The sequence below is a fragment of the Streptomyces sp. NPDC059788 genome, assembly GCF_042732265.1.
Taxonomy (GTDB): domain Bacteria; phylum Actinomycetota; class Actinomycetes; order Streptomycetales; family Streptomycetaceae; genus Streptomyces.
This window is the reverse complement of sequence record NZ_JBHWHY010000005.1, coordinates 208,154-222,855: the sequence shown is the minus strand read 5'-3', so window position 1 is coordinate 222,855 and position 14,702 is coordinate 208,154. Positions and strand designations below refer to the sequence as shown.

The 14,702-nt window shown below is 71.1% G+C and carries 12 protein-coding genes and 2 tRNA genes; 7 read left to right on the top strand and 7 right to left on the bottom strand.

Translation table 11 applies throughout. From position 1 onward, the window contains the following. The first annotated feature begins 102 nt into the window (after positions 1 to 102). The 4 genes from ACFV57_RS06695 to ACFV57_RS06680 all read left to right on the top strand — a co-directional run bounded on the left by ACFV57_RS06695 (position 103) and on the right by ACFV57_RS06680 (position 5,542). Positions 103 to 3,027 (top strand): UPF0182 family protein, encoded by a 2,925-nt coding sequence (locus tag ACFV57_RS06695; protein WP_385226518.1) that lies wholly within the window; start codon positions 103 to 105, stop codon positions 3,025 to 3,027. A gap of 70 nt (positions 3,028 to 3,097) precedes the next feature. Further along, a tRNA-Met gene (locus ACFV57_RS06690) sits at positions 3,098 to 3,171 on the top strand. 209 nt (positions 3,172 to 3,380) lie between these two features. Then, positions 3,381 to 5,246: a tetratricopeptide repeat protein gene (locus tag ACFV57_RS06685; RefSeq protein WP_385226405.1), complete on the top strand. Its 1,866-nt coding sequence runs from the start codon at positions 3,381 to 3,383 to the stop codon at positions 5,244 to 5,246. Between the two features lie 222 nt (positions 5,247 to 5,468). Continuing rightward, a tRNA-Met gene (locus ACFV57_RS06680) sits at positions 5,469 to 5,542 on the top strand. 129 nt (positions 5,543 to 5,671) lie between these two features. On the opposite strand, the gene ACFV57_RS06675 is transcribed toward ACFV57_RS06680, so the two are convergent. Continuing rightward, positions 5,672 to 6,091: a Fur family transcriptional regulator gene (locus ACFV57_RS06675; RefSeq protein ID WP_385226404.1), complete on the bottom strand. Its 420-nt coding sequence runs from the start codon at positions 6,089 to 6,091 to the stop codon at positions 5,672 to 5,674. A gap of 138 nt (positions 6,092 to 6,229) precedes the next feature. Here ACFV57_RS06675 and ACFV57_RS06670 point away from each other — a divergent pair, with 138 nt between their 5' ends. Then, positions 6,230 to 7,711, top strand: coding sequence for a catalase (locus tag ACFV57_RS06670; RefSeq protein WP_385226403.1), 1,482 nt, complete (start codon positions 6,230 to 6,232; stop codon positions 7,709 to 7,711). A gap of 129 nt (positions 7,712 to 7,840) precedes the next feature. On the opposite strand, the gene ACFV57_RS06665 is transcribed toward ACFV57_RS06670, so the two are convergent. Both ACFV57_RS06665 and hisN read right to left on the bottom strand, forming a co-directional pair. Further along, the gene (locus ACFV57_RS06665; RefSeq protein WP_385226516.1) at positions 7,841 to 8,254 is read right to left on the bottom strand and encodes a cyclic nucleotide-binding/CBS domain-containing protein; all 414 of its coding nucleotides are present in this window, start codon (positions 8,252 to 8,254) and stop codon (positions 7,841 to 7,843) included. Between the two features lie 189 nt (positions 8,255 to 8,443). Further along, on the bottom strand, positions 8,444 to 9,247 hold the full coding sequence (hisN, locus tag ACFV57_RS06660; protein WP_385226402.1) for a histidinol-phosphatase: 804 nt from the start codon (positions 9,245 to 9,247) through the stop codon (positions 8,444 to 8,446). 141 nt (positions 9,248 to 9,388) lie between these two features. On the opposite strand from hisN, the gene ACFV57_RS06655 reads away from it, so the two are divergent. Then, entirely contained in the window at positions 9,389 to 10,039 is a 651-nt protein-coding gene (locus ACFV57_RS06655; protein WP_385226400.1) for a TetR/AcrR family transcriptional regulator, read from the top strand. Positions 10,040 to 10,087: 48 nt separating this feature from the next. Here the strand turns inward: ACFV57_RS06655 and ACFV57_RS06650 are convergent, their stop codons facing one another. From ACFV57_RS06650 to ACFV57_RS06635, 4 genes are all read right to left on the bottom strand, one after another. Beyond that, positions 10,088 to 10,411 (bottom strand): DMT family transporter, encoded by a 324-nt coding sequence (locus ACFV57_RS06650; protein WP_385226398.1) that lies wholly within the window; start codon positions 10,409 to 10,411, stop codon positions 10,088 to 10,090. Positions 10,412 to 10,501: 90 nt separating this feature from the next. Next, positions 10,502 to 11,509, bottom strand: coding sequence for a ribosome small subunit-dependent GTPase A (gene rsgA / locus ACFV57_RS06645; protein ID WP_385226396.1), 1,008 nt, complete (start codon positions 11,507 to 11,509; stop codon positions 10,502 to 10,504). Positions 11,510 to 11,522: 13 nt separating this feature from the next. Then, positions 11,523 to 12,890, bottom strand: a complete 1,368-nt coding sequence (gene aroA / locus ACFV57_RS06640; protein WP_385226394.1) for a 3-phosphoshikimate 1-carboxyvinyltransferase — start codon at positions 12,888 to 12,890, stop codon at positions 11,523 to 11,525. 235 nt (positions 12,891 to 13,125) lie between these two features. Then, positions 13,126 to 13,839: a M50 family metallopeptidase gene (locus tag ACFV57_RS06635; RefSeq protein WP_385226392.1), complete on the bottom strand. Its 714-nt coding sequence runs from the start codon at positions 13,837 to 13,839 to the stop codon at positions 13,126 to 13,128. A 35-nt stretch (positions 13,840 to 13,874) separates the two neighbouring features. On the opposite strand from ACFV57_RS06635, the gene ACFV57_RS06630 reads away from it, so the two are divergent. Continuing rightward, positions 13,875 to 14,693 carry an SOS response-associated peptidase gene (locus ACFV57_RS06630; RefSeq protein ID WP_385226390.1) on the top strand — a complete coding sequence of 273 codons (819 nt, stop codon included), beginning with the start codon at positions 13,875 to 13,877 and terminating at the stop codon, positions 14,691 to 14,693. The last annotated feature ends 9 nt before the right edge of the window (positions 14,694 to 14,702 follow it).

Sequence of the window (14,702 nt, the reverse complement as noted above, 5' to 3'; positions counted from 1 at the left end):
GGAACCGAGTAAAGCCTTAGTAAGTTGCAACAGTGGGTCCTACTATCGCCGGGCCTGCTCAACACGACAGCGAACTTCGAGGTGCGCACCTTGGCTTTCCAGATGCCGGACCGCGGCGGAGGCCCGACAGGGCCACGGATCAGAGTCGGCCGACCGTCCCGGCGGGTCCGGACCCTGTTCATGACACTGGGGGTGCTGGCCGTCCTGGCCATGCTCTTCGTCATGTTCTCCGGGTTCTGGACCGACTGGCTCTGGTTCCGGTCGGTCAAGTACTCCTCGGTCTTCACCACGACCCTGTGGACCAAGATCGGACTGTTCTTCGCCTTCGGTGTCCTGATGGCCGCCGCGGTCGGTGTCAACATCTGGCTGGCGCACCGCCTGCGGCCGCCGCTGAGCGCGATGTCCATGGAGCAGCAGAGCCTGGACCGCTATCGGATGGGCATCGCGCCGTACAAGAAGTGGGCGCTGATCGCGGTCACCGCGGTGGTGGGCCTGATCGCCGGCGCGTCGGCCTCCGGCCAGTGGCGTACGTGGCTCCAGTGGGTGAACGGGGTTCCGTTCGGCCAGAAGGACCCGCAGTTCGGCAAGGACGTCTCGTTCTACGCCTTCGACCTGCCCTGGTACCGCTTCCTGCTCAGCTTCGGCTTCGCCTGCGCGGTGCTGTGCCTGATCGCCGCGGCCCTGACGCACTACCTGTACGGCGGACTGCGCGTCACGAGCCCCGGCTCGCGCGCGACGGCCGCCGCCACCGGCCACCTGTCGGTGGTGCTGGGCATCTTCGTGTCGCTCAAGGCGATCGCGTACTGGCTCGACCGGTACGGCCTGGCGGTCAAGTCCAGCGGGCTGAAGTCCGCCGACGGCTGGACGGGCCTGCGCTATGTGGACGCCAACGCCTATCTGCCCGCGAAGACGATCCTCTTCTTCATCGCGGCGATCTGCGCGGTGCTCTTCTTCGCGACGCTGTGGCGGCGCACCTGGCAGCTGCCGGTCATCGGCTTCGGCCTGATGGTGCTCTCGGCGGTCCTCATCGGCGGCCTGTACCCGGCCATCGTGCAGAAGTTCCAGGTCCAGCCGAACGAGCAGGCCAAGGAAGCGCCGTACATCAAGCAGAACATCAAGGCGACCCGCGACGCATACGACATCAACGGTGTCGACGTGCAGGGCTATGACGGCAACTACAAGCCGAAGGACGACACGGACCGGCAGAAGCTGCGGGACGCCGCCGACACCACCGCCAGCGTGCGTCTGCTCGACCCGAACGTGGTCTCACCGGCCTTCCAGCAGCGCCAGCAGGTCCGCAGCTACTACCAGTTCCCGTCCACTCTCGACGTCGACCGCTACAAGGACAAGGACGGCAAGGACCAGGACACCGTCATCGGTCTGCGCGAGCTGAACCTCAACGGCGTCTCCGAGCGGAACTGGATCAACGACCACTTCAAGTACACCCACGGGTACGGCGCGGTGGCCGCCAAGGGCACCACGTTCGCCGAGGGCGGTGAGCCCGCCTACACCGAGAGCGAGCTGCCCTCGAAGGGCCAGTTCGGCCCGTACGAGCAGCGCGTGTACTACGGCGAGAAGACCACGCAGTACTCGATCGTGGGCGGGCCGCAGAAGGAGCTGGACTACTCCTCTGACAAGAGCGGCGAGAAGAGCTACAGCTATACGGGCAAGAGCGGAGTGAACCTCGCCAATCCGATCAACCGCGCCGCCTACGCGGTCGCGTTCGGCGAGCCGCAGATCCTCTACTCGGGTGCCATCGGCGAGGGTTCGCGGATTCTGTACAACCGCACGCCCAAGGAGCGCGTGGAGGCGGTCGCCCCCTGGCTGACCATCGACGGCGACGCCTACCCCGCGGTCGTCGGCGGGCGCATCCAGTGGATCGTCGACGCCTACACGACGAGCAACGGCTATCCGTACGCCTCGCGCACCACACTCGGTGACACCACCGCCGACTCGCTCACCGACGGTCAGCGGGCGGTCGTCGCCCAGCAGAACCAGGTCAACTACATCCGCAACTCGGTCAAGGCCACGGTCGACGCCTATGACGGTTCGGTCAAGCTCTATCAGTGGGACACCAAGGACCCGGTCCTGAAGACCTGGATGAAGTCGTTCCCCGGGACGGTCGAGAAGAAGAGTTCCATCAGCAAGGACCTGATGGAGCACATGCGCTACCCGCAGGATCTCTTCAAGGTGCAGCGTCAGCTGCTGACGACGTATCACGTCACCGACCCGAACACCTTCTACACGGGCAGCGAGCGCTGGCAGGTCCCGAACGACCCGACGAACAAGTCGGGCAACTCGGTGCCGCCGTACTACCAGAGCCTGAAGATGCCCGACCAGAAGGCCCAGACCTTCGCGCTGACCACGACGTTCACGCCCAACAAGCGGGACAACCTGGGCGCGTTCATGGCGGTGGACGCCAATGCCACCAGCGGTGACTACGGCAAGATCAGAGTGCTGAAACTGCCGTCGCAGACACCGGTGCCGGGTCCGCAGCAGGTCCAGTCGAAGTTCAACTCCGATCCGAAGATCGCCAACGAGCTGAACATCCTGAAGAAACTCGGCGACTCCGAGATCGAGTACGGCAACCTCCTCACGGTCCCGATGAACGGCGGTCTGCTGTACGTCGAACCGGTCTACCTGCGCGGCGCGGGCACCAACTACCCGCTGCTGAAGAAGGTGCTGGTCAGCTACGGCGAGAACGACCCCGTCCTGGGCAACAACCTGGCCGAGGCGCTCGACGTCGTCTTCGGCAAGAAGCCGCCGGGCTCCGGTACGGAGCAGCCGCCCTCGGGCGACGGCGACACGGGCAAGCAGCCGCCGGCCGACCAGACGGTCCAGCAGGCCCTCGACGACGCCGTGAAGGCGTACGAGGAGGGCGAGAAGTCCCGCAAGGAAGGCGACTGGGCCGGTTACGGCGAGGCGCAGAAGAAGCTGAAGGCGGCCCTGGACCGGGCGGCCGAGGCGGAGAAGAAGTCCGCGCAGAAGGGTGACGCCGGCAAGAACGGCGGCACCGGCGGCAGCTGACCCCGCGGCCCGGCCCCTCGCGGGCCGGGCACCGCCACCTCCGTGCCGTGGTACCTTGGATACACAACGGCGCGGGGTGGAGCAGCTCGGTAGCTCGCTGGGCTCATAACCCAGAGGTCGCAGGTTCAAATCCTGTCCCCGCTACTGAAAGACGAAGGCCCGGAACCATGAGGTTCCGGGCCTTCGTCATGTGTGGGGGCGACACGCCCGGACGGGCGCGCCTTTTCCAGAGGTGAACGGAAGTGGGTGGAACGGAGTTTGGCATGTCTCTGTATCGGGAAGTCGACAAAACGCTGTAGTGACCTCACTGGCTGCGGTATACCAGGTGTACGCGGGTTGCGGGTGGTGCGACGATGGCCCTCATGGGGGACAAGGCAAGGTTGTTGGAGACAGGCCGGTTTGTGCACGCGCCCGACGACGGGCGCGAATCCGGGACACCGGACGGACGGGACACCGTACTTCCGGACCAGCGTGATGCCGACATGCCGCTGGACGTGATCGAGGCCGACGCCGCCGCCGAGGCGTCCGAAGCCGTGACCGAAGCCGGCCACCGCCGGGCCGCCGACGCCGGCGACACCGGCGCCATGAGCGTGCTGGGCGCGCTGCTGCTGCGCCGCGGCGACCTGGACAGCGCCGAACCGTACCTGCGCTCCGCCACCGCGGCGGGCGACCGCGCGGCCGCCAACAACCTGGGCGTCCTGCTGCACCAGCGCGGTTACGCCGACGAGGCGGCCGGCTGGTGGCGCGTCGCGGCCGTGGCCGGGTCCGCGGCGGCGGCCCACGCGCTCGGCCGCTTCTACCGCGAGCGCGGCGACGAGCCCGCCGCCGAGTACTGGCTGCGCCAGTCCGCCGAGTCGGGCCACTGCCTGGGCGCGTACGCCCTCGCCGACCTTCTGGAGCACCGCGGCGACGTGGGCGCCGAGCGCTGGTTCCGGGCCGCCGCCGAGCGCGGGCACCGCGAAGCCGCGTACCGCCTCGCCCGCCTGCTGGACGACCGCGCGAAGTCCGTGGGCGGCGGCGACGCCACCGGGGAGGCCGAGGCCGAGCAGTGGTACCGCCAGGCCGCGGCCCGCGGGCACCGCCGCGCCGCCCTGCACCTCGGCACGCTCCTGGAGGAGCGCGGCGACACCCAGGAGGCCGGCCGCTGGTACCTGACCGCCGCCAAGGGCGGCGAGGCGCGGGCCGCCTGCGCCCTGGGCTTCCTGCTGCGCGACGCGGGCGACGAGGAGAGCGCGGCCGAGTGGTGGCGCCGCGCCGCCCAGGACGGTGACGGCAACGCCGCCAACGCGCTGGGCGCGCTGCACGCCGACCGCGGGGAGACGCAGACCGCCGAGCGCTGGTACCGCGCCGCGCTGGACGCGGGCGACGTCAACGGCGCGTACAACATCGGCCTGCTCTGCGCCGAGCAGGGCCGCGAGGGCCGCGGCGAGCAGTGGTACCGCCGCGCCGCCTACGCGGGGCACCGCGAGGCGGCCAACGCGCTCGCCATCATGCTGCTCCAGCGCGGCGACTCGGCCGGCGCCGAGCCGTGGTTCTCCAAGGCCGCCGAGGCGGGCAGCGTGGACGCCGCGTTCAACCTCGGCATCCTGTACGCGGAGCGCGGCGCGGAGCGGATGGCGCGCGAGTGGTACGAGCGCGCCGCGGCGGCCGGGCACACGGAGGCCGCGCTCCAGGTCGCCATCGTCCAACTGCGCGACGGTGACACGGAGGCCGCCGAGCGGAACCTGCGCCGCGCGGCGAAGGGCGGCAGCGCCGAGGCGGCGTTCCGCCTCGCCGACCTGCTGGACCGCCGCGACGGCGGCGCGGTCGAGCGGCGGCAGGACGACGAGTGCACCCGCTGGTACGAGCACGCCGCCCGGCAGGGGCACCGCCGCGCCCAGGTCCGGGTTGGCATGTTCGCGGCGGCGCGGGGCGATGTGGTCGAGGCCGCGCGCTGGTACCGCGCGGCGGCCGAGGCGGGCAGCCGCAACGGCGCCTTCAACCTCGGCCTGCTCCTGGCGCGCGAGGGCAGCCTGCCCGAGGCCGCGCTCTGGTGGACCCGCGCGGCCGAGGACGGGCACGGGCGCGCCGCCCTGCGCCTGGCCCTGCTCGCCGCCCGGCGCGGCGCCCTCGCCGAGGGCCACCAGTGGTGCCGGCGGGCGGTCGAGCTGGGACCGCCGGAGGTGGCGGAGCGCGCGGCGCGGCTGCGCGAGGCGCTCCAGGAGGAGCTGAGCGCGTAGGGCGTGGCGTGCGGGGCGACGCGGGGCGCCTCGCACGCCAAGGTCCGGCGGACGGCCGGACGCCGGGCAGAGGCCAAGGGGAGGCCGGACGGGGCCAGGGGGGAAGCCTGGCGGCGGCCCCGCGGAGACCCTGCGGAAGTCGGGCCGATGCCGCTGGCCCCAGGGCAACGGAAAGTGATTTGCGCTGGTCGGCGGCGTGAGGTTAGAGTAGACGCACAACGGCGCGGGGTGGAGCAGCTCGGTAGCTCGCTGGGCTCATAACCCAGAGGTCGCAGGTTCAAATCCTGTCCCCGCTACTGAAAGACGAAGGCCCGGAACCATGAGGTTCCGGGCCTTCGTCGTATGCGTACGCGATCAAGGAGTGCGCGCACGCCGAAGAGCCCGCGCCGGTCGGGGCGGGCTCTTCGTGCGGCCGGTGCCGGTGGTCAGCTGTGGGAGTGACAGTTCGGGCAGATGCCCCGGTACGTCACCGACACCTCGGAGACCTGGAAGCCGAAGCGTTCCGGCACCGGCAGGGCGGCGAGCGGGTCGCTGTCCAGGTGCACGTCCCTTATCGTCCCGCACCGCGAGCACACCAGGTGCTGGTGGTCGTGGTGGGCGTTCGGGTCGTACCGCTTGGCGCGGCCGTCCGTGCTGACCTCCAGCACCTCACCGAGCGAGACCAGCTCGCCCAGCGTGTTGTAGACGGTCGCGCGCGAGATCTCCGGCAGCCGCTCGGTCGCCTTCGCGTGCACCTCGTCAGCGGTGTAGTGGACGTGGTCCCCGTTGAGGACCTCCGCGACGACGCGTCGCTGCGCGGTCAGCCGCCAGCCGCGGTCCCGGAGTCGTTCCAGCAGGTCACTCATGCCAATCACCTATCAGTCAGATAAGGCCCAGAGTAGCAGTGCTCGTCCATCACCGGATTCGGTACGAGTTTCGGGTTCTTCTTGACTTAGACATTGTCCAATGTAGGATCGGTTGCGGCGCAAGCCAAGGGCAGGTTCATGACTCAGGAGGCGCACGTGTCGGTACAGAGCAGCACCGGACCGCTGACCACGGAGGCCGGGGCTCCGGTCGCGGACAACCAGAACAGCGAGACGGCCGGCGTCGGCGGCCCCGGACTCATCCAGGACCAGCTCCTGATCGAGAAGCTCGCGCACTTCAACCGCGAGCGCATCCCGGAGCGCGTGGTGCACGCCCGCGGCGCCGGCGCGTACGGCACGTTCACGGTCACCGCCGACCTGTCGCGCTACACCCGCGCGGGCTTCCTCTCCGAGGTCGGCAAGCAGACCGAGACCTTCCTGCGGTTCTCCACGGTCGCCGGCAACCTCGGCTCCGCCGACGCGGTCCGCGACCCGCGCGGCTTCGCCCTGAAGTTCTACACCGAAGAGGGCAACTACGACCTCGTCGGCAACAACACCCCGGTGTTCTTCATCAAGGACGCCATCAAGTTCCCCGACTTCATCCACACCCAGAAGCGCGACCCGTACACCGGCTCGCAGGAGGCGGACAACGTCTGGGACTTCTGGGGCCTGTCGCCCGAGTCCACCCACCAGGTGACCTGGCTGTTCGGCGACCGCGGCATCCCGGCGTCCTACCGCCACATGGACGGCTTCGGCTCGCACACCTACCAGTGGAACAACGAGGCCGGCGAGGTCTTCTGGGTCAAGTACCACTTCAAGACCGACCAGGGCATCAAGAACCTCACCGCGGCCGAGGCCGCCGGGCTCGCCGGTGCGGACGCGGACAGCCACCAGCGCGACCTGCGCGAGGCGATCGAGCGCGGCGACTTCCCGAGCTGGACCGTCCAGGTGCAGATCATGCCGGCCGCCGACGCCGCGACGTACCGCTTCAACCCGTTCGACCTGACCAAGGTCTGGCCGCACGCGGACTACCCGCCGATCGAGATCGGCAAGCTGGAGCTCAACCGCAACCCGGAGAACGTCTTCGCCGAGGTCGAGCAGTCGATCTTCTCCCCGCACCACTTCGTGCCGGGCATCGGCCCCTCGCCCGACAAGATGCTCCAGGGCCGCCTGTTCGCGTACGCCGACGCCCACCGCTACCGCGTCGGCATCAACGCCGACCACCTGCCGGTCAACCGCCCGCACGCCACCGAGTCCCGCTCGCACAGCCGCGACGGCTACCTCTACGACGGCCGCCACGGCGGCGCGAAGAACTACGAGCCGAACAGCTTCGGCGGCCCGGTGCAGACCGACCGCCCGCTGTGGCAGCCGGTCGCGGTGAGCGGGCAGACCGGCCAGAGCGAGGCGCCCTCGCACGCCGAGGACAACGACTTCGTGCAGGCCGGCAACCTGTACCGCCTGATGACGGAAGAGGAGAAGGAGCGCCTGATCGACAACCTGGCGGGCTTCATCTCCAAGGTCTCGCGCGACGACATCGCCCAGCGCGCGATCGAGAACTTCCGCAAGGCGGACCCCGACTACGGCAAGCGGCTGGAGGCCGCGGTCCAGGCCCTGCGCGGCTGACCCCTCCCTTGCCGTAACACCGAAGAGGCCGGACGCCAGTGGGCTCCGGCCTCTTCGCGTGCGTGCGCGCCGGTGGCCACGGGGGTGTGCCCCGGCGCCCCGGGCGCCGTCACTCCCGGACGCCGGCCGTCACGCAGGTACGGGGCTGACCCGCTCCTCGCGCCGCTCCGGGGCCGCGGCGCGGCACCGGATGATGTCGCGGACCGAGACGATGCCCACCGGCTCCAGGTCGTCGAGCACGATGAGGTGACGGAAGCCGCCGTGCACCATGGCGGCGGCGGCCTCGTCGAGCGTCCACCCGGGCGCCGCGAAGACCACGTCCGAAGTGGTGTGGGCCTGCGCGGTCTCCTGGTCCGGGTCCTCTCCCGCGCCGAGGGAGTTCAGGATGTCGCGCTCGGTGAGGATGCCGAGCCCGCTGGTGTCGGTGTCGAGGACGACGGCCGCGCCTACCCGGCGTGCGGCCATCAGATGGGCTGCCTGGCGCAGCGTGTGGGCGGGCCCGATGGTGAGGACCACCGTGCTCATGGCGTTGCGCACGTACATGGGCATGGAATGGAGCCACCTCCTTGTCGCTTGCGCGTGCTCCTTGCGAATCGATTCACAAGTTCACAAGCTCCGGTGTTCTCATGTTCACATGCGTCCCGGGGGTGCAACAAGGGGCGCGGAGCGGATGATTGCCGTTCCCGCGCCTCCGAGTGCCGGTTCGTGTACGAGTACGAACCGGGCGGTGCCTCAGCGCCGCCCGTCACCGAGGTAGTTGAGCAGCTCCTCGTGCAGCAGGCCGTTGGAGGCCGCGGCGTTCCCGCTGTGCGGGCCCGGCACGCCGTCCAGGCCGGTGAACCGGCCGCCCGCCTCCTGTACGACGACGGCGCAGGCCGCCATGTCCCACAGCGACAGCTCCGGCTCCGCGCAGATGTCCACCGAGCCCTCGGCGACCATCATGTACGGCCAGAAGTCACCGTAGCCGCGGGTGCGCCAGCAGTCCCGGGACAGTTCGAGGAAGCCGGGCAGCCGGCCCTGCTCCTCCCAGCCGGTCAGGGAGGAGTAGGCGAACGACGCGTCCTGGATGCGGCCCACCCGCGAGGTCTGGAGCCGGCTGGCGGAGGTCAGGCTGCGGCCCGTGTACGCGCCGAGGCCCTCCGCCGCCCACCAGCGCCGGTTGATCGCGGGCGCCGAGACGACGCCGACCACCGGGCGGTCACCGCCCTCGCCGCGCTCCATCAGGGCGATGAGCGTGGCCCAGACCGGCACCCCCCGCACATAGTTCTTGGTGCCGTCGATGGGGTCGATGATCCAGCGGCGCGGGCCCGAGCCCTCGCTGCCGAACTCCTCGCCCAGGACGGCGTCGCGCGGGCGGGCGCGCTGCAGATGACCACGGATCAGTTCCTCGGCCGCCGTGTCGGCCTCGCTCACCGGGGTCATGTCCGGTTTGGTCTCGACCTTGAGGTCGAGTGCCTTGAACCGCTCCATGGTCGCGGCGTCGGCGGCGTCCGCCAGGACGTGGCCGAGGCGAAGGTCATCGTGATAGTCGGGCATGAGCGAACAGTATCGATTGGTATCCGGCACGAGCCACATGACCACGGTTGCCCGGCGCGTACGGACCCTTGACAGCCCCTGGCGGCAAGTCAATTCTGTGCGGCACACCGGCCATCTGGGCCGGCGGCCTGGGAGGCGACGATGCCTACAGCGCGTGAATCCTTGCTGGACGCCGCCTACGCGGCGCTCGCGGCCAGGCCGTGGGCGGGCGTCCGGATGGTCGATGTCGCGGCCGAGGCCGGGGTGTCCCGGCAGACTCTCTACAACGAGTTCGGCAGCAAAGAAGGCCTGGCCAGGGCCCTGGTGCGGCGGGAGACAGAGGGCTATATCGCCGGGGTGACCCGGGCCCTGGCGGAACCCGGCCCCGGACCGCGGGCGGCGGGCGGTGACGTGGAGGCCCGGGTCGTGGCGGCGGCAGCCTGGACCGTACGGGCCGCGCGGACCAATCCGCTGGTACGGGCGGCGCTGACGGGCTGCTGGAGCGAGCGCCTGCCGACACCGGCGGGCGGCGTGCCGGGGCAGCGAGGGGCGCACACCGGTGCCGGGGGCGCGCATACCGGCCCGCGCTCCGACGGGCCGCCACCGGGGCCGACCGATCTGGTGATCCGCTTCTGCGACTGCGCGGTGGCCGCGCTGGAGGCCGACTGGCCCAAGGAGGACCTTCCCGAGCTGGGCACCGCCTGCGCGACGGCGGCCCGCCTCACCCTCTCGTACGTCGTGGCCCCCGCCGAACCGGAGGACCTGACCCGCCAGCTCCACCGGGCCTTCGCCCACGCCGTGCACCGCGCCTGACCGCCCCGGGCCGTCCGGCGCGGCCCCGGCCGCACCGCTGCCGCTCCGTCAGTGCGCCGAGCCCGAAAGCTGGAGGCCGATGACGCCGATGACGACGAAGGAGATGGAGACGATCTTGAGTACGGAGGTGAGGTCGCCGAGGAAGACCATGCCGTAGATGGCGGTACCGGCGGCGCCGATGCCGGTCCACACCGCGTAGGCCGGACCCACGTCCAGCTTCTTCAGGGAGAGCGTCAGCAGACCGAAGCTGCCGAGGGCGAAGCAGGCGAAGGCGACGGTGGGCCAGAGCCGGGTGAAGCCGTGCGAGAGCTTGAGGCAGACCGCGAACCCCGTCTCCAGGAGCCCTGCCACCACGACGAGCAGCCACGCCATGTCCATTGCCTCCGTACGGTCCGTGACCGCTTCGCCAGCCTTGGTGTGATTATGCATTTACCTCGGGCGGGCGGCAGCAAACTTGAGCGATCAGTCCCCTTCGCGTCGCTCCCGGGTGGCCAGCAGACGGCGTAGGGAGTACAGCCGTGCCGGGTCCGCGTGGCCGTCGGCGACCCACTGGTCCAGGGCGCAGTCCGGCTCGTCGTGGCTGCACGCGCGCGGGCAGTCGGCGGTGCCGGGGACCAGGTCGGGGAAGGCCAGGACGACCCGGGCCGGGTCGACGTGGTGCAGGCCGAAGGAGCGGACGCCCGGGGTGTCGATGACCCAGCCCGAGTCGTCGGGCAGCGGCAGGGCCAGGGCGGAGGTCGTGGTGTGCCGGCCGCGGCCGGTGACCGCGTTGACGTGGCCGGTGGCCCGTTTGCGGTCCGGCACCAGCGCGTTGACGAGCGTGGTCTTGCCGACGCCGGAGTGCCCGACGAAGGCGGTCATGTGCCCGTGCAGCCGTTCGCGTACCCGGTCGGCGGCGGTGCCGTCGGTGAGTTCGTCGCGGTTGGTGACGACATAGGGGACGCCGAGCGTGCCGTACGACTCCAGGAGCGGGCCGGCGGACGCCAGATCGGACTTGGTCAGGACCAGCAGCGGGTCCAGGCCCGCGTCGTACGCGGCGACCAGGCAGCGGTCGATCAGGCGCGGCCGCGGTTCCGGGTCGGCGAGGGCGGTGACGATCGCGAGCTGGTCGGCGTTGGCGACGACCACCCGCTCGAACGGGTCGTCGTCGTCCGCCGTACGGCGCAGGGTCGAGGTGCGCGGCTCGACCCGGACGATCCGCGCGAGGGTGTCCTTGGCGCCGGTCAGGTCGCCGACGACCGCGACCCGGTCGCCGACGACGGCGGACTTGCGGCCCAGTTCGCGGGCCTTCATCGCGATGACCGTACGGTCCTCGATGAGGCAGGTGATCCGGCCGCGGTCGACGGTCAGGACCAGGCCCTCGCTGGCGTCCTCGTGCTTGGGCCGGATGTTCGTACGGGGGCGATTGCCCTTGCGGTTGGGACGGACCCGGATGTCGTCCTCGTCGGGGTTCTTGCCGTAGCGGCGCATGGTCGAAGGAGCCTCAGCCTCTCCGGGCGGGGGTCGCGGCCTCGCCCAGCATGCCGGCCCACAGGGCGGGGAAGTCGGGGAGCGTCTTGGCGGTCGTCGCCACGTTCTCGACCTGGACGCCCGGGACGGCCAGGCCGATGATCGCGGCGGCGGTGGCCAGCCGGTGGTCCTCGTACGTGTGGAAGATGCCGCCGTGCAGCGCGCGCGGCCGGATGTGCAGGCCGTCCTCGGTCTCCGTGACGTCGCCGCCCAGCTCGTTGATCTCCTTGGTGAGCGCCGCCAGCCGGTCGGTCTCGTGGAGGCGCAGGTGGGCGACGCCGCGCAGGGTGGAGGGGGAGTCCGCGAGGGCCGCGACCGCGGCGATGCCCGGGGTCAGCTCGCCGACCTCGCTCAGGTCGACGTCGATGCCGTGGATGCGGCCGGTGCCGGTGAAGGTCAGGCCGCGCTCGGTCAGCTCGCAGGAACCGCCCATGGCGGTGAAGATCTCGCGCAGCGCGTCACCGGGCTGGGTGGTGCGCTCGGGCCAGTCCGGAATGGTGACCCGGCCGCCGGTGACCAGGGCCGCCGCCAGGAACGGCTGCGCGTTCGACAGGTCCGGCTCGACGATCAGATCGCGGCCCAGCAGGGCGCCGGGGGTGACCCGCCAGACGTTCGGCTCGCCGCCCGCCTCGGGGGTGTCCACCTGCGCGCCGACGCTGCGCAGCATGTCGACGGTCATCCGGATGTGCGGCATCGAGGGCAGCGCCGAGCCGACGTGCCGGACCTCGACGCCCTGGTTGAAGCGCGGCGCGGACAGCAGCAGCGCGCTCACGAACTGGGACGAGGACGAGGCGTCGATCCGTACGGCCCCGCCCTCCAGGGCGCCCCCGCCGTGGACCGTCATGGGCAGCGCGCCCCGCCCGTCGTCGTCGATACGGGCGCCGAGCGAGCGCAGCGCGTTGATGACGCCGTCGAGCGGGCGCTCGTAGGAGCGGGGGTCGCCGTCGAAGCGGATGGGGCCGTCGGCGAGGGCCGCGACCGGGGGCAGGAAGCGCATGACCGTACCGGCGTTGCCGACGTCGACGGTGGCCGGGCCGAGCAGTCCGGCCGGGATCACCCGCCACGCCTCGCCTCCGCCGCCGTCCGCGCCGGCCGCCGAGGCGGCGTTGGAGGGGGCGGTCTCCTCGATGCCGACGCCCATCGTGCGCAGCGCCTCGGCCATCAGCAGGGTGTCGCGGGAGCGCAGCGGACGGCGCAGCCAGCCGGGTTCGGAGGACAGGGCGGCGAGGACGAGGCCACGATTGGTGACCGATTTGGAGCCGGGCACGGTGACGGTGGCGTCGACCGCTCCGGCAGCGACGGGGGCGGGCCAGAGGGCGGGATGCACGGGGCTCTCGGTCATGTCCCTCACTTTAATGGCTGGGCCGGGGTGCAGATCTTGATCAAAAGTGGCGCAACCTGCAGGAAACACGGCACTGATAGTGCAGGGAGGGTCACTGTCCGGGGCCGCGCTCCCGGCGTCACGCTCCGGGGCGTGCCCGGAGGGGGCCGGCGCGCAGCCGGTACGGGCCCGGGACGGACGTCGGTGCGCGGTCGTACCGATACGAAACGGACACCCGGCGCGGGCCCGTACCGGCTCAGAGGTCCAGCAGCCAGCGTCCGCCGCCGGCCAGCGAGCACAGCGTCACGAGGTGGAAGAGTCCCAGCCAGACGGCCGCCGGTACGCGGGTGAGCCGGGCCAGCTGGTCGGGGTCGGAGTCCCCGGCCCGGCCCCGGCGCCGCTTGCCCTGAAGCTCGAAGGGCGGCCGCACCCCGCCCAGCAGCAGGAACCACACGACCGCGTACGCGAACGCCGCCTGTACGTCGGGGGTGGTCAGCCAGGAGATGAGGAAGAAGGCGGCGCCCGCCAGCACCACGGTCAGCACGCCGTACGCGTTGCGGATCATCAGCAGCATCGCCGCGAGCAGCACGGTGGCGCCCCACAGCAGCGCGGTGATGTGCCCGGACGCCAGCAGCCAGGCGCCGAGGAGTCCCAGCAGGGACGGGGTGATGTATCCGGCGGCGGCGGTGAGGATCATGCCGAGGCCGGTCGGCTTGCCGCGCGAGACGGTCAGGCCAGAGGTGTCCGAGTGCAGCCGGATGCCGGACAGCCGGCGCCCGCTGAGCAGGGCGACGAGCCCGTGCCCGCCCTCGTGGGCGATGGTGATGGCGTTGCGGGACAGCCGCCAGGCGCGGTACGGGGCGATGGCGCCGAGGGCGAGCACCGCGGTGACGATGACGAGCCAGGGCGGCGGGTCGGGCTGGATGCCGAAAACCCTGTCCCATACGTCGGTGATATGACCGGTGTCCATCTCTCCCCTTGGTCCGGCGTGGCACTGTGGCATACATGTGCGGACGGTATGCAGCGAGTCGCAGCCCCGAGGATCTGGCGGGGCTCTTCGAGGTCGAGAAGTGGGAACCGGAGGAGACTCTGGCGCCCGACTGGAACATCGCCCCGACGAAGCACGTCCACGCGGTGCTCGAACGTCCCTTGAAAGACGCGGAAGACCGCCGTCCGGTTCGCCAGTTGCGCAGACTGACCTGGGGACTGGTCCCGTCCTGGGCGAAATCGCCCGATGTCGGAGTGAAGATGATCAACGCTCGGGCGGAGACGGTGCACGAGAAGCCGTCGTTCCGGCGGCCGTTCGCGGCCCGCCGCTGCCTGCTGCCCGGCGACGGCTACTACGAGTGGGTCACGGCGGCGGCCGAACGGCAGCTGGAGGAGCAGGGGAGGAAGAAGCGCCCCCGCAAGCAGCCGTACTTCGTCACCCCGGCGGACGGCCAGATCATGGCGCTGGCCGGGCTGTACGAGTTCTGGCGCGACCGCACCCTGCCCGACGACCACCCGCAGGCCTGGTGGGCGACCTGCACCATCGTCACCACCGAGGCCGAGACCACCCCGCTGGCGAACGCGGACGGCGGCGAGGGGCCGCGGACACTCGCCGACATCCACCCGCGGATGCCGCTGGTGATGACGCCCGACAAGTGGGACGCCTGGCTGGACCCGGCCCGTACGGACGTGGACGACCTGCTGCCGCTGCTCGCGCCGCCGCCCGCCGGGCTGATGCGCGCGTACCCCGTCCCGTCCGAGGTGAGCAACGTCCGCAACAACGGCCCGGAGCTGGTCAAGGAACTGGCGGCGCCGGAGGCGGGCACGCTGTTCTGAGGCCCGGAC